Raw genomic sequence first — 16,193 nt, forward strand, 5'->3', positions numbered from 1 at the left:
ATAGTTGTCATTATAGATAGCTTCAGAAGAGGTGAATATGGTCATCGTGATGGAAAAAGATCCACTCTTTCCTATACCACGGACGATTCTGCCTTTTCATAAAGATCATAGAGCTTATAAGCAAGCATGAGGTTGAATCGCTCTTCGGCATCATCGATATCGCACTTTAGCAGCTCCGTTATTTTCCCTAACCGGTATTTCAAGGAGCTCCGGTGAATAAACAGGGCTTCCGCGGTCTCTTTTAAATTTCCATTCATCAGCAAATAGACGCGCAGGGTGTCAAATAAGTCCTTCCCTTTGCCGTTACCGTTTCCGTAGCTCTGCAGCGGCTCCAGAACATTTTTCACAAACATCTTCGCGGCGAGTGTCTCTTGCAGGTTATATAAGACGGAGTAGGAGCCAAGGCTTTCAAAGCTGAGAAATTTTTTGCTTGGATAATTCGTGGTTACGATTTTCAGCGCTTGCAAGGCTTGGCGCAAACACAGATAGTAGTCCTCCAACGTTTTCGTGCTTGTGCCGATTCCAAGTAAAATGTCCATCTCCTGCATGTTCGGCGGAATCATTTTTGTCATGCGCGAATAAAGCTTTTCCCAGTAGTCTTTGGTTTCCCGCACTTTTTTTTCAGGGACAATCAACAAGTATTTCCCTGCTTTTCGGGAGACCATCATGCCTGGATCGAATTGCAGAAGCTCCTCCCGAATGCGCTCCCACAACCATGTTTTCTTCGCCTCGATCGACAGTAAATCTTCTTCCTCGGAAACTCTCTGTTTGCACTCGATCGAAAAGACCGCAATTTTGTTCGATTGAAAAATATTTACGTTGAACAAATTCGCATATTCGATCAGCTTCTCTTTCTCCTCGATCTTCTCCGAAAACAACTGGTGGATGAACCCGTCCTTCACTTGTTCTTTCACGTCCAAGACGAGCTTCTGCTTGATGAACTGAATCGCATATACATCCAGCGCATGGTTGAGCGTGATGCGCACCACCATATCCACTTCATTTTTTCGGATGCTAACCCCGACATAGCCGAGACAATCGCCGCCTCCCATCACTTTCCATACGGCAAAATCATGCTGTGGCCCATATTTCAACCATTGCTCACGCTTGCTCGCGTTCAAAACAGCCCATTTCTCCTGTTCAACAGCTGCGAAAATCTGTTCAAACTCTTCCTGGCTCTCTTCCACCCTGAACGATGAAATCGGGCGCAAAAACCGGTCGAATAACACAACCGAACGACCCAGCATCTTCGAAAGCGATACGGTAATTTCCTGGAAGCCTTCACCGACAAGCGTCCGTTTAACCAGCTCCTGTTGATTTACCATCAGTTTTTCCAAGCGTCGCTTGTCTTCCATCTCTGCCTTGTACAGACGCGCATTTTCGATTAAGACGGAAATGTGGGATGATAATAGCTGCAGCAGCTCTAAGTCTTCACTGGTAAACGTCCCGGCTTCTTTTTTGACCACATGGAGCACGCCGATCGTTTTGAGGTTGACCGTAAACGGGATCGTGATTTCGCTACCACCTTCCCGGTCCACGTACGGAAAATGATGAAACAAGCTGTAATCCTCTTCGAGCTTCAATTTGGCCGTAACCGCCATCGGGCCAAACGCGGGTGGCTGATAAACGAAACTGTTATGATGGTCGTCGTACAAGTACACATACACCGACTCGGCACCGGTCGCTTTGCCTGCCCTTTCCGTGATGTTGGCCACCAGCTGTTCGATCGAAGAACCGAGATAGACATTGTCCTTCAGCCATTCCATTCCCTTGATCTTCTTCTTCTCATGCTCCTTTTGCTGCGCGATCCCGATAGCGGCTGCGATGTCCTCGCCGAATTCTTCAAACAGCTTGTCCGCATTCAAAATCAGCGGAACTTCCTCCTCATAGCCGATCACGCAGACGCCCATGCTATTGGAGCCGCTTTCTTTAATCGGAACGGTAAACCAGGTAGCAAAGCCTTCATCCTGCAAATGGGTTAGGAATTCGCATGTAAGCTCTTCGTCGATGGGATCGTGGCAGCATTTCGGCTCCGTCAAAAACAGCTCTGAACAGTGCGTCCGCTCCATCGGAAACCTTTGCTCAAACTTCTGTCCATCCCCTTTGCTCGCTTTACAAATCAACACATCCTTCATTTTCAGGATGATGGAAACATAGTGGCAGCCAAATTGCTTCCAAAACGACTCAATCAAGTAATGCAGCGTCTCATCTACGGTATCAAACTTGACCAGCTGCCTTGCTGTCTTTCGCAAGTGCAGATCGATATTGCCGATTCTCTTATTTTTTTCGCTAACGAGCATGCATACATCAACTCCTTTCACCAATAAAACAAGCAAAAATTATGCCATTTTCACAATATAGAAGAAAAAAACCGGCAGCGAATCGCCACCGGCATCATAATGAAATGTGATTACGCAATCATGAACTGATTGTGATAAAACCCTAATGGCCAATGCCCCGCTGCAAATGCTTCGAGGAGCGGCAGGTAAGGATTGGTTTCCCATCCAGGTAAGTCAGAGAGGGTCTCCCAGGCACAGGCTACCCCAAACAAATACATCGTCGCACCCACAGCGACTTGTACCACCCGCATTCCGTCCGTTTCAAATGCATGAAAGGCACCTTTAAAGGAATGGTGAAACAAAAACTCCGGCACGTAATCAATCACATGGTTCAACGCGTCCAGCCTGCCCGCTCCTTCCGCTTTTTCTTTGATCTTACGAGGGACCGATTCTATTTTCATCCAAAGCGGGCTTTGCTCCAATCTCATGTCATCTAGGAAGGAGGACACCTGCTCCCGTCCCAACCACTGTACCGGATCCCCTTCGATTCCCAGCAACCGCGAGCATTCGAGAACTGCTCGCTCGGTCGATTCCTGGTCAATCGCTTTTCCCACAGCCGAAAACCATTCGATTTCGGCAAGACGGTTCAGCAAGCTTACAACTTTTTCTCCATTTACACCAAATGCCTCGGCTTGTGAAGCATCTAAGATCGTAACCATGCGCTCAACTCCTGGTTCCAAAATGAAAGGAAGGTCAAAAGCTCCTATGCGTTGCACGATGCGCGTGTCTTTTCCCTAGTATTTCGTGCCTAGCTCGGGCGGGCCGGACTTCGGTCCATAGGGCCCTTCATCGAGCCATCTTCCCAGGCGCGGTATGAATGGAGAAAGAGAAGCTGCCACTTCCCGTTTCATATTCATGTAAGGAGAGCTACCTTGAATATGTTCAAGCGCTGTGTTGGATGCACCCCGGTTATACAAGCCAGCCGTTCTCCGTTCTTCTGCGCCTTTTGCAATGAAATCATTGGCTTCATCCGCATTTTTTGCTTCGCTGGCTGCTTTGATCGCTTTGGCGGCAACGATGGCATCCGGCACACCCGAATTCATTCCCCGCGCGCCAAACGGGGCGAAAAGATGTGCTGCTTCCCCTGCCAGCAATACGCGTTTATGGACATCCGTAAAGGACTTGGCGACGACTTGATAAAACTGGTACGTTGAAACCCATGTAACACGATCCGCGTATTTTGCATCCATCACCTTAGGCAGCCACTTTTTGACGCCGTCGATGCCGCCAAAGGCTTCCGGATCATCCCCTTCAAGCAGCTGCAAATCCACTCGCCAATGACCGGCAAACGGGACAAACATGACATTTCTTCCGCCCATGGCCGGATGCTGGTAGTGAAAAATGCGTTCGATCGGCATCGGATTTTCCTCGTCTTCTTTGACATCCACCACAAGGAAAAAGTCATTAGTACGCGGACCTTCCATCTCGATCCCAACAGTCTTGCGAACGACCGACCGGGCGCCATCCGCAGCGATGACGTAATCCGCCGTCCATACGGATCCGTCTTCCACGGTTAAGATTGCCCCGGATGGGCTCGTCTTCACCTCTTTGATCGGTGTATTCCAGACAAACTCTACTCCTGCCTCAAGACAAGCCCGATACAAAAGCCGCTCAATGACATCCTGGGGCAAGCTTGAAAACGGCGGGATTTCATCTGACTTCGGCGTGTCGTACTTCTTCACGTATACTTCATTGCCGCGAAACAGCGTCCGTTTGATCGGCCAGACCAATCCGTGTTTTGCAAAATCAAACCCCAAGCCGGGGGAGATTTCCTCCAAATGCTTTAATGTCGCTTTGTGTATATAGATGGCGCGACTTCCTGGACGCGGGCGCCCTTCTCGCTCTGCTTCCAAAACGGTAGCTGGTAACCCCAAGCTGCGAAGCGCCAATGCTGCTGTAAGTCCCACCGGTCCAGCACCTACGACCAGTACTTGTCGATTGAACGGATTGCCGTCTTGCGTATTCATCCTGATCTCCCCCTGACTCATTCCATCGATTCTCCTTGCAAGCCTCTAGTCGGAATTATAGCAATGAAGACAAAGGCAATCATACGTACACGGTTAACGAAAAACCCCTTCATCTTCCCCCGTCATGTAGGAGATGAAGGGCAGCTTTATCAAAAAAACTTCTCCATCTCAGCATGGTCCACTCTGTTCACCACGATGTCCGCTTCCCGCAAATGCTCCTCTTGGCCAATCCCTACCACGTACATCCCCGCTGCTTTAGCTGCTTGCACACCCGCCTTTGCATCCTCAAAAACGACGCAATCCTGCTGTTCGACTCCAAGGGCCCTTGCCCCCTCTAGAAAGACTTCGGGATCGGGCTTGGCCTTTTCCACTCTGTTGCCGTCGATAACCACATCGAACAAATCTTCCACTTGCATGCGCTGCAGGATCAGCGGAGCGTTTTTACTGGCTGAACACAGCGCGATTTTTACGCCCCTTCTCCTGAGCTTGACGATGTAGTCACGAACGCCGGGCAGCAGCTCCCCTGCATCCATTTGTTCGATGTATGTCACATACGTTTTGTTTTTTTTCTCTGCGAGCGCGATTTTGGTCGCTTCATCGCACTGTAAACATCCGATTTCCAGTAAAATGGCCAGCGATTCCATTCGGCTGACGCCTTTTAATCGCTCATTATCTTTTTCCGAGAACTCAATGCCCAGTTCATCAGCGACCGTTTTCCATGCCAGATAATGATAGTTGGCAGTGTCGACGATGACACCATCCAGATCGAATAGCGCTGCCGTGAATTTCCTTCCGTTCTCCATGTCGTGTTTTCCCCCGCTTGTCTGGAATTAAAGAGTTGCGTCCCAATAGCCACAAAACGGATCGATCGGGTTGATCCCCGTAAAGGCTGATTTGCCCAACAGCTTATCGACGATGGCCTGAATGACATATTCATTTCCGGACGAGTATCCATTGATAAATGTTTTGATCCTCGGCACATCCTGCAAATGATACGGGTTGGCGACAGAAATAAACATCGTGGGAATTTCCTCGATAAACCACGGCATATCAAAGCCGAACGGATTTTGCCACTCCAGCCGAACGACGGTCTGGTTGCTGTACGTTTCCAGATTGGAAAAATAGATGATGAGATCATGCTTCTGCTTAAACGCTTCAGTCGATTCCATCCAATATTCGTCAATCTCATCGTAGCTCTTGTTCGTATTAAATTTTGTAATGATAAAACCTTCTTTTTCCAAGGCGCTGGCGAATGCTTGGCTGACTGGCTTTTTATGGGCAATCGCGCCTTCCGAGTTATCCCCTTTTACGAACAACAAAATTCGTTTATGGGAATCCAGTGTAAGCGGCAAAAGCTGCTGTGTATCCTTCACCAGCGTCACGGATTTGTCAGCGCATTCTTTCGCCCACAATTGGTGTTCTTCACACTGCAAGAGGTCCAATGCCGAGGCACCCGGGACCAATGTCCCTGCCTTTTTTTGCTGGTGCAGCTTCAACGATGCCTTCGTCGCCAAAATTCTTCGGACGGCATCATCCAATCTTTCGGGGGAAATGATCCCTTTTTCAACGCCCTTCATCATGAAGGAGAAGTCTTCCTGCAAATTTTTCACGAAAAGAAACATATCGCATCCAGCGGCAATCGAGCCTGGAACCGTCTCCTCCCGTCTGCCTACCATCATCATGCCGCCCATGACAGAAGCATCTGTAACGATCATGCCGTTGAAGCCTAACTGGTTTCGCAGCAGCTGGTTCAACAATTCGGGGGCGAGCGAAGCGGGCAGAAGCGCTTCATTTTTTATGCCGTCCCGCAATTTTCGCGAGTATGCCGGCAGCATGATGTGCCCGGCCATCACGGTGTGCGCACCGGCTTCGATCATCCTCTCGTACACGTTCCCAAATGTTTCATCCCACTCCTCGCATGACAATGAATTAACCGTCGGATGCAGGTGCTGATCGCGCGCATCAATGCCATCCCCGGGCCAGTGTTTGATGGAGACAGCCAATCCCACTTCGTGAATCCCTTTCATATAGGCCTGTGCCATTCGGAGAACCCGCTTTGGATCGGAACCAAACGTGCGCGTATTGGTAATCGGGTTGACGTAATTCACATCAATATCGATGACAGGCGCAAACGCCCAATTGCAGCCGACAGCCCTTCCTTCTCTTCCTGCGACAATCCCCAATTTATAGGCCATGTCTTCATCGTCGGTAGCCGCCACCTGCATCTGCTTGCCAAAATAAGTGCCTTCCTGGGCAATGCCATTTCCGCCCGCTTCCAAATTGGCCGCAATCAACAGGGGTACCGAGGAATAATCCTGCAGATAACGGTGCGTTTTTTGGAGCTGTGCAGCGGCACCTGGTCTGTACATCACACCCCCGGGCTTGATTTCTTCCAGCAGTTTTTGCAGGTCTCTTTCGTCATGGACATCCCCGCCCTCCAGACAAAAAAGCTGCCCGACTTTTTCTTCTACCTTCATATCCGCCAAGGTTTGCTCGACCCATTCGATGTCTTCCTCAGTTAAAAAATACGGATTTCCTTTATAGTCGATCGGTCTCATCTGATCCATTGTTTTCTTCACCTTTCTCTTTCCATTCACGCAATGTTTTCTTTATTCCGAAAAATCACCGCGCACGAACACGGCGTTCTTATTGATTCCTCGATTTCAGCTCCGTGAGAATTTGCTTGTATTTCTCCTCATTCAGCGTGTAGAACATGATAGCAATGACGGACAGAACCGAAAGTGCAGCTGGAATCAGCGTCATCATATTTCGTATGCCTTCCAATGCCTGCGGAGTTTGCGCCGCATCGGCCACATAGCCTGTGTTCGCCAAAATGACTGCCGCTACCGAGCTGCCAACTGCCATCGCCACCTTTTGCAAAAAGCTGAAAGAAGCGTACAAAATGCCTTCCGCACGAACACCTGACTTCCATTCCGCATACTCGATGGTATCTGCACACATCCCCCACCCGATCGCAATCGGAACCATGGAGAAGATGCTGGAAATGGTGTTGGAAATGAACACGATTTCAACATTGGATGGCCCGCCATAGTAGGAAATCGCAGAAGCGATGGCTGAGATGGCACCGCCAAAGATCGAGGCATTTCGTTTCCCCATTTTCTTGGAGAGATAGGGAGTAAACATTGGCCCGAGTATCGACGCAACGCTGGTAATCGTAAAGAACGGGGTAACCAATTCTTCCCTGCCGATGTAATACTTGAAATAATAGATGACCACTGCCATCTGAATGCCGAAAGCGGCCAGCCCAAACATAAAAGAGAAGGAAACGGATAAAAACGGCTTGTTTTTAAAAATGGATCTGAGGATGTCAGCCAAACGATATTTTTCCTCTTTGACGACCACCCTTTCCTTCGTCGTCATAAAGCACATCAAATAAAGAACGCCGCCCACAATGGAGAAGATGACCATCGTCCATTGCCAGCCTTTCGCCGGGTTTCCTCCTCCCAGCATGTCGACCAATGGCATCGTAAGCGCAGAGATGATCACACCGCCGAGCATCGCAAACACCATGCGTACGGATGACAGTAAAGACCTCTCCTGAAAATCTTGCGTCATCCTCGCCGTGAGCGTTGAGTACGGGATGTTCACCAAGGAATAGGCCATTCCCAAAACAAAATAGGTGATGTAGGCATAGATGATTTTCCCCGTTTCATCTAAATCTGGGGTTGAAAAGCAGAGAATCCCGGAAATGATAAACGCAGGAGTGCCGTACAATAAATAGGGCCGGGCCTTTCCCCATCTGCTTTTCGTCTTGTCGATCAGCGAGCCGAGTACCAAATCAAAGATCGCGTCCCACACTTTCGTAACAAAAAAGAGCGTAGCGACGACTTCTGGACCGATTCCATAGACATCCGTATAAAAAAACATCAAAAAATTGGACGTCATCTGGAAGATTAAATTCGAAGACAAGTCCCCTACGCCATATCCGATTCGCTCTAGCCATGACAATTTGGGGATGGCTCCCTGTGTATTCGCTGCTGCCTTTACATCAATTTCCATTGCTCCACCTCTTTCCTCTGACAAGATTATTTTTGTTGTTCGCCTTTTTTGATATAGCTTTCGTCCCCGACCTTCAGCACTTTCAACGCCCCGTCTTTCCATTCCACGGTCGTTACGCTTCCGTTTGGCAATGGTCCATCGATGCTGATGCTTCTGGGATCAAGATGGTAAATGAAGTTCATAGTCGCCAGTCCATGTGTAACGACGAGCACATTGCCACCTTTTGCTTTATTCTCGCGTATGATCCGCTCGACCGCTGTTTGGGTGCGTTTCAGCAGCTCTGGAATGCTCTCTCCACCGACAGGGCTTTTGAAGCTTGGATCAAACTCCCAAATGGCTGGGTATTGTTCCATGATTTTTTCGGCGCTTTCCGCTTCCCATTCGCCAAAATTCATTTCCCGCAAATTTTTGTCCGTGATGAGCGGCACAGACCTTCCGTCCAAAAGGTACTGTGCCGTATCAATCGCCCGTTCGCTCGTGCTGCTGTATGCGGCGACGAAGGAGATGTCTGCCAGCCCTTTGCCCAAATGAATGGCGGTTTCCTTTCCCTTTTCCGTTAAAGGCGAATCTGACCATCCCTGCATGCGCCCCTGCTTGTTGAAAAGCGTTTCACCATGCCGCGCAAAATAAAGCGTGAGCGGTTTGTCCCCTTGCTGCCCTTCTTCGGATTGCCCGCCTGTACTGCTTGCTTGGCTGCAGCCTGCCACTACCATGACAATCGCAAGCAGCAGTCCTGCCCATTTCTTTCTCTTCAAAACGATTCCCCCTTCCGGCTCGTATGCAAGCGTTTGCAACTTGATTGTATAAAATTCGCCTGGCTTGCTCATTGACTATGTTGCTGTCTTTTATAGGGGTTATTTGCGGGTTTGCCAACCAGCCGAAAAAAAACAAGCTTCGGTTTCACTCCCGAAGCTCGTGCCCGCCATCCATTCTCAACTTTTATATCACTTGTTCCAAAACGATTAATTCGACACCGTGTGCAGGGAGTTGAACGATCGTCTCAAATTCCTCGGAGTCGTGCAAAACAACCATGTTCATCTGCGGATATGCTTTTTTCTTGAGATAGGAAACAAACTCCCCGGTCAACTCTGCTGGCGCACCCATGCGAACCCATTCATCAAAGGCAGATCCATGCTCCCGATTCAATACGTATGTCGTAACCCGATACGTCCCTTGAAGCCCCTTCAATCGGATTTTGATCCTCTTTGGCGGGCATTCTTCATACACCGAATATCGTTCAGTTTGGCTTAAGCCTGTTTGGTCACCGTTGCGGAAAAAATAATCAAAGTATACATAGTGATAGGCCAAAATCTGGATATCGCCATTCCGCTTCGTGACAATATAATCCTCGCCTTGCTCCAACAGCTCTTCGCCCAGTTTGGATAAGAGATAGTAAGCAAAATACGATGATTTCTTGATGCCATCGTGATTCATCAAACCGAAGCCGCCGTGGAAAGGACTCAAGCCGGCTTTAAACTCTTCAAAAATATCGGAACAAGTCCAATAGCCCAACGAATCGACCGCATCCACCGACTTCAAAACGTTGCTGATGATGAAAGGTGCCATAAATGCCGTATCTTGAATCAGATTCCGACTGGAATGGGAAACGTTCCATTCCGTCGTGTGCAGCTCCAATGTTTTGGCTGACGAAGCTCCGATTGTCTCCTTCATCCGTTTCGCCAGCTCACTGGTATGGTGTCGGCCGCAATAGTGCGAACCGTAGGAATCCCGCATCATCTCATCAAACATGCCTGACGTTTCGATGATACCGTCTTCCCTATCATCGTGCTCGCAATAAATATGGTACGAGATGAAATCCAATGGGACCTGATGGGAATCGCAGTGGTGCAAAAAATCCTTCATCCATCCCAGCTGCGAGGGAAAGGCGATCCCAGGCCCCCCTACCCGAAATTGTGTCGAGATCGCATGAATGGCCGTTGCCGTTTGTTTGTAAAGCTCAAAGTACTCCTCCTTGCTGCCCCCCCAAAAGATCCCTTCATAGTCGGGTTCATTCCAAACCTCGAAATACCAGCTCCGCACTTCTTTCATCCCGTACCGATTCACACAATGTTTGATCAGTGCGGTTACCAGTGCTGTCCATTGCTGCATATCCGCAGGGGGAGAAATGTTTCCTCTCCACCAAAAAACCGTTTCATCGCTCTTTTTCAATTCGGAAGGCATGAAGCTCAGCTCCAAAAAGGGCTTCATGCCGATTTCCTGCAAAAAATCAAACAATTGATCGACGTATGTCCAATTGTAGACGATTTCCCCTTGCGCATTGCGGTTGCATACCATCATGTCATCGTTGAAGATGCCATGGAACCGAACATACTCGAAACCGATCTCCTTTTGGATCTCCCGAAGCTGGTTGCGCAGATTTTCACGCATCCCTTCAGCAGCCCGGCCAAACGTGACAAGCTTTCTCCAATAATGCGCAAAAGGCTTGCCCTCTAACTTCAGGTGGACGACAACGCTTTTCTCTTCCGGGGGCAAAGAGGCATGGAACGGCCCTTCCACCTCCATTTGCTGGTACGCGAACAAGTTTTCAAAGATCGCCGTATGCTCGATATCCAGATACCCTTTTCGCGGAGGCGCCCCCTCCTCCTGATGGTGCGCTTTCTCGCTGTGCAGTTGTTTATATTCAAGCGGTTTGCATTTGTATTTCTTCTTAAAGTGCTTGTAAAAAAGCTTGCTGTCGGAAAAACCGCAGTTCGCGGCGATTTCCGTGATCGTTTTGTCGCTGTGAAGCAATAACTCCACTGACATTTGCAATCTTTTTTGGACCACATACTCTTGAAAGGATATGCCCACATGATCTTTGAAAAAATGAGACAAATAATAAACGCTCAAATATTCCTGGTTCGAGATTTCCTGCAACGATATTTTTTGCGCATAATGTTCATCGACATACTTGATGATGCGATCCAATCGCTCGAGATTTTTCTTGCGGCTCTTCACATTGCCGTCATCAATGAATGTAGGATTGAAATACTGAACCAAGTGCTGCAGTAGAGAATTGACCAGAATGACAAGCTGAAAGGGCGTTCCCTCGATCTTTTTGTTCAATACCCACATCATGTTGGCCAAATAGTGCCTGATTTTGTCAAAACGCTCTTGGTTGTGATCATCGATAAGAAACGATTTGACGTCAAACGCCATTTTTCCGAGTTCCGGATAATATGAGCTGCAAAACTTGGAATTGATTTGAAATGCTAGTAAAAGATTATCTTCTCCCGTTTGATACGTGCTGTGCACTTCATTGCGATTGATTAATAGAATGTCCTTCTCCTTGAGCACGTAATGATCTTGTCCCACCTTCATGCTGACAGTCCCCTTCAGGACAAAAATAATCTCCAATTCATTATGCCAGTGAAGTTCGACTTCGTTTACGCGATGAACAAAAATCCGGACGGGGAGACCGACTTGATACTCAATCAGTTCATAATTGCCCTGCATTCAATCCCTCCATGCAACGATGACTTCGCTTAGGAAAAGCGCCTTTTGATTTCGAGCGCGATTTCGCCCATGCAATCCTCTGCCTGCGGGTAAATTCCTAGCTTATCAATAAATGCATGATCCATGCCATTGTACTGAATGAGTTTGGTTCGGACACCGGAGCGGGACAGCTTTCTTGCATAGGCTTCGCATTCCAGCCGTAAATAGTCGAACTCCGCCGTGATGATCAGCGTTTCCGGCATACCGCTTAGATCGTCCGCTATCAGCGGGGACACATGGGGATTCGTGACTTCGGTCTTGCTTTGCAAATAAAGCTTTTCCAGCCACTCGCCGGACTGGCCGATTTCGCCGATTGCTGATCTGATCAGGTCCCGGTGATTGCTGATTTGGTAGTGCTCGATGTCCCAGCGAAAATCGTCCGTTTCGATTTTTCCCATATTGACGGTTGGATAAATTAACGCCTGATACTTGATGATGCCAGCTCCTGCATCCCTGTCCATCATGGCGCAAACCGTAGCCAGGTTGCCGCCCGCGCTATCCCCGCAAACCGCAATTTGACTAGGATTGACCTGTATCTCTTGGGCATGCTGATGCACCCACTGTACGGTATCATAACAATCCATCAGCCCACTCGGGAATGGATGCTCCGGGGCAAGCCGGTAATCGACGGAGATGACGACGGCACCGGCTTTTTCAGCCAGCGCTTTGCATGGATTTTCTACCGTATCGACCGATCCGCCGATAAAACCGCCGCCATGGTAAAAGAGGATCGCCGGAACGCTTTCGTTTGCCCTTGTTTCCGGTCGATAGATCCGCAGGGATATCAGCCCATTGCTCCCGCTTATCGTTCTGTATGTGGTTTGGATGTTTGTACGGGTCAGATCCTTGTTTTTCCACCCCATCATGGCACGAAATTCTTCGAGGGGAAATTCCTGGTTTTCCAAATCGATTTGCTCTATCGCGTTTTCCCCTTTAACAGATTGATGCATGATCGCCTGTTCGCTGCGAATTTGAAAAACTCGAGGGTCGAGCTCGCCTTCTGCATCCGAATCTGGGATTTTTTTGACGATCCCCTCCAAACCTTCCTGCTGCTTGACGATGGTTCGTTCGCTCAAACGCGAAACCAGCTTTTGATACATCTCTTGATGATCCATGAACCGCACACCCCTATCTTAGTGAAAGTATGGAACATTCTATCAATTCCATTCAAAATCTCATGCTGTCTCGAAACGAGTCACAGCATGAAGCGCTTCTCCAGCAGAAGCCGTTCTTTCTCAAAACCAGGTTTTCCGAGCAAGGCAAACATGTTTCGTTTGTAGGCTTCCACGCCCGGCTGATCAAACGGATTTACCCCGAGCAAGTAGCCACTTATTCCGCATGCCTTTTCAAAAAAGATCACCAGTTCACCAAATGTATATTCGTTCAGCTCGTCCATCTTAATGACGAGGTTGGGAACTCCTCCATCGACATGTGCCAGCAGCGTGCCTTGAAAGGCTTTTTGATTGACCTCGTCCATCGTCCGGCCTGCCAAAAAATTCAACCCGTCTGCATTCTCAGGCTCCGGTTGGATGGTCAGCCGAATGGGTGGGTTCTTGAGCAGCAGCACTGTTTCGATGAGATCACGCCGACCTTCCTGAACATATTGACCCATGGAATGCAAATCGGTTGAATAATCGACAGAGGCTGGAAAGAGGCCTTTCTGGTTTTTGCCTTCGCTTTCGCCAAACAACTGCTTCCACCATTCCGACACGTAGTGCAGGGAAGGTTCATAGGAAACGAGCAATTCAATCGTTTTTCCCTTGCGATAGAGAGCGTTTCGTACTGCAGCGTATTGATAGCTTTCATTCTTCCACATGTCTGGATTGCGATAGGCAAGCGATGCCTCACGAGCTCCCTGCATCATCCTGTCGATGTCCAAACCAGCCACCGCCATCGGCAAAAGACCTACCGCCGTTAAGACGGAAAACCTGCCCCCTACATTATCCGGAATCACGAAGGTTTCATAGCCTTCCACATCAGCCAGCTTTTTTAACGCCCCTTTTTCTTGATCGGTTGTCGCATAAATGCGTTTTCGGGCGCCTTCCTTCCCGTATTTCTTTTCCATGTATTCTCGGAAAAACCGGAACGCGATCGCCGGTTCCGTCGTGGTTCCCGATTTCGAAATGACATTGACGGAAATATCTTTTCCGTCCAACACATCCAGCAAATGGGATAAATAGGTCGAGCTCATGTTTTGGCCAGCGAAATACACGTGTGTCAAATGATTCTGTTGATTATGAAACGAATGCGATAATGCCTCGATCGCCGCCCTCGCCCCCAGATAGGAGCCCCCGATGCCAATGACAACAAGTGCCTGCGAATCCTTTCGAATGCGTTCCGCCGCTTTTTTGATCCGCTCCAGTTCGTTTTTTTCACAATCGAACGGCCATGTGACCCACCCCAAGAAATCGGAGCCAGGCCCTTGTTTTTCGTGAATCAGGTCGTGGGCGACTGTTACGAATTTTTGCAGGTGATCGATTTCACTTTTCGCCATAAAGGATAACGCATGGGAAAAATCAAATGATAGCGCCATCTTACGTTCCCTCCCGTCAGTTGTGTCTTTCGCTCTACATTGTATGGGATGAAACTGCCGCTCTCATTGACTTTGTTGCTGTTTTTGATGGGTGTTTTTTGCGTTTTCGTGACACGCGCTCAAGGAAAAAGCGTATGAAAAAAGAGAGGAAATGACGGTCCATTCCCTCTCTAGCAAAACAACTGCTTCTACCTATCCTTCATATTCAATACGTCCGTCCACCATAGTTAGCCCAACCTTGGCATGGAGCAATTCCTCAGTAGGGCCGTCAAATAGATTACGATCCAATACAACCAGATCGGCAAGTTTACCTTCCTCGAGAGTGCCCAATTCACGTTCCCGAAAGCTGCCATACGCCGGTCCATAGGTATAGGCACGCAACGCTTCCGCGAGTGTGATGCGGTCCTCGGGATTCCATACGCGATCCGGTTGGCCGCTGTTATCTATTCTTGTGACAGCCGAATAGATTTGCAGCAACGGATTGAGCGATGCAGCAATGGGAAAATCAGTACCGAAAGCGAGCGTCGCATCTGTCACTTTCAAGCGATTGATCGGAAAAACATGCTCAGCCCGGTCTTTGCCGATCCGTGCCGTAAATGCTTCGCGTTCGCACATAGCCAAATGGCTGGGCTGCATGGAAGCAATGACCTTACACTTGTGAAAGCGGGCGATATCATCCGGATGGATGACTTCGATATGCTCGATCGCATGACGCGTGTCTTTGTCCCCATTTGTTTTTCTCGCCTCCTCAAATGCATCCAAGGCAAGCCGGACGGCAGCATCGCCGATCGCATGAAACCGTATGCTGTACCCTGCCCGATCCGCTTCGACCACCCATTGCTTCAACGTCTCCAGTTCAAAGGAAGGCTCCCCGCGTGTTTCAGGATGATCGGTGTACGGCTCCAGCATATAGGCGGTATACCCCATAACGACACCGTCAATAAACCCTTTTAGTCCCGCAAATCGCAGCTTATCCGAACGATACTCTCGCTGCATGTTCCGCGCGCTCTCCAAATTTCCTTGAAACGCACAGGTCAGATAGATTCGCAGAGGCAGGCTATCCGTTTCATCCAATTCTTTCAGTAGGCCCGGATCCTGCAGCGTCTCATCAAACGGAGCATACATGTCATGGATGGACGTGATCCCCATGGAAGACGCCAAGCGGAAAAACGTTGCAATGATCTGCAGCTTTTTATAGCGGGAGAATTTATACGCCTTGTCTGTGATAAGCGCAATTGCATTTTCATAGAGAACGCCGGTCAGCTCTCCATTTTCCCCTTTTTCCAAGCTGCCATAGCTAGGAGCAGGGGTGCTCTCGTCGATATCTGCCATTTCCAATGCCTTGTTGTTCACCCAAGCAATGTGTCCGTCGGTATGAAACAAAATAACCGGGCGGTCCGGCAGCAATCGGTCGAGCGTTTCGCGCCGCGGTAATCGCTTGTTCTCCCAGAACGAAAAATCCCACTGCATCCCGATGATCCACTGTTCATCCGGACGCGACTCGGCATACTCATAAACCATTTGTGCGGCTTCTTCTTCGGATCGCGCCGCATGCAGATTGACACTGTCTAACGTCAATCCCGCGAACATCATATGCAAATGAAAATCATGAAAACCCGGCATGATCAACTGATTGCCAAACTCGTACACCTTCGTTTGCCCGCCGATATATGGCAAAATCTGCTCCTCCGAACCGATTGCCACGATTTTGTTGCCCTTGATGGCAATGGAAGCCGGATGCGGCTCGTCCAAAAGGCCGGTGAAAACAGCATGGCTTGATAAAACGACATCTGCCTTTTCCTTCATTGCAATTCGTTTCTCCTTTTTTCGTTATGTGCA

The 16,193-nt window shown here is 48.9% G+C and carries 11 protein-coding genes; all 11 read right to left on the minus strand.

The features are described from left to right. Nucleotides 1–71: 71 nt before the first annotated feature. Nucleotides 72–2,300 (minus strand): helix-turn-helix domain-containing protein, encoded by a 2,229-nt coding sequence (locus tag EDM56_RS10925; RefSeq protein WP_122917938.1) that lies wholly within the window; start codon nt 2,298–2,300, stop codon nt 72–74. A gap of 110 nt (nt 2,301–2,410) precedes the next feature. Next, nucleotides 2,411–2,998: a hypothetical protein gene (locus tag EDM56_RS10930; protein WP_122917939.1), complete on the minus strand. Its 588-nt coding sequence runs from the start codon at nt 2,996–2,998 to the stop codon at nt 2,411–2,413. A 75-nt stretch (nt 2,999–3,073) separates the two neighbouring features. Continuing rightward, nucleotides 3,074–4,306, minus strand: a complete 1,233-nt coding sequence (locus EDM56_RS10935) for an FAD-dependent monooxygenase (RefSeq protein ID WP_122917940.1) — start codon at nt 4,304–4,306, stop codon at nt 3,074–3,076. Nucleotides 4,307–4,455: 149 nt separating this feature from the next. Next, complete coding sequence (gene pgmB / locus EDM56_RS10940; protein WP_122917941.1) at nt 4,456–5,109, minus strand: beta-phosphoglucomutase; 654 nt, start codon at nt 5,107–5,109, stop codon at nt 4,456–4,458. Nucleotides 5,110–5,136: 27 nt separating this feature from the next. After that, nucleotides 5,137–6,873: a glycoside hydrolase family 3 protein gene (locus EDM56_RS10945; protein ID WP_246009345.1), complete on the minus strand. Its 1,737-nt coding sequence runs from the start codon at nt 6,871–6,873 to the stop codon at nt 5,137–5,139. Nucleotides 6,874–6,952: 79 nt separating this feature from the next. Beyond that, the gene (locus EDM56_RS10950; protein ID WP_183192390.1) at nt 6,953–8,326 is read right to left on the minus strand and encodes an MFS transporter; all 1,374 of its coding nucleotides are present in this window, start codon (nt 8,324–8,326) and stop codon (nt 6,953–6,955) included. Between the two features lie 26 nt (nt 8,327–8,352). Next, on the minus strand, nt 8,353–9,081 hold the full coding sequence (locus tag EDM56_RS10955; protein WP_183192391.1) for a histidine phosphatase family protein: 729 nt from the start codon (nt 9,079–9,081) through the stop codon (nt 8,353–8,355). Between the two features lie 184 nt (nt 9,082–9,265). After that, nucleotides 9,266–11,782, minus strand: a complete 2,517-nt coding sequence (locus EDM56_RS10960; RefSeq protein ID WP_122917944.1) for a GH39 family glycosyl hydrolase — start codon at nt 11,780–11,782, stop codon at nt 9,266–9,268. 29 nt (nt 11,783–11,811) lie between these two features. Continuing rightward, nucleotides 11,812–12,936 (minus strand): alpha/beta hydrolase, encoded by a 1,125-nt coding sequence (locus EDM56_RS10965; protein ID WP_122917945.1) that lies wholly within the window; start codon nt 12,934–12,936, stop codon nt 11,812–11,814. A gap of 80 nt (nt 12,937–13,016) precedes the next feature. Then, nucleotides 13,017–14,354 (minus strand): glucose-6-phosphate isomerase, encoded by a 1,338-nt coding sequence (locus EDM56_RS10970; protein WP_122917946.1) that lies wholly within the window; start codon nt 14,352–14,354, stop codon nt 13,017–13,019. 192 nt (nt 14,355–14,546) lie between these two features. Further along, nucleotides 14,547–16,160 carry an amidohydrolase gene (locus EDM56_RS10975; RefSeq protein ID WP_122917947.1) on the minus strand — a complete coding sequence of 538 codons (1,614 nt, stop codon included), beginning with the start codon at nt 16,158–16,160 and terminating at the stop codon, nt 14,547–14,549. Nucleotides 16,161–16,193 lie beyond the last annotated feature (33 nt).

The organism is Brevibacillus fluminis, from assembly GCF_003710825.1.
Classification (GTDB): Bacteria; Bacillota; Bacilli; order Brevibacillales; family Brevibacillaceae; genus Brevibacillus_D; species Brevibacillus_D fluminis.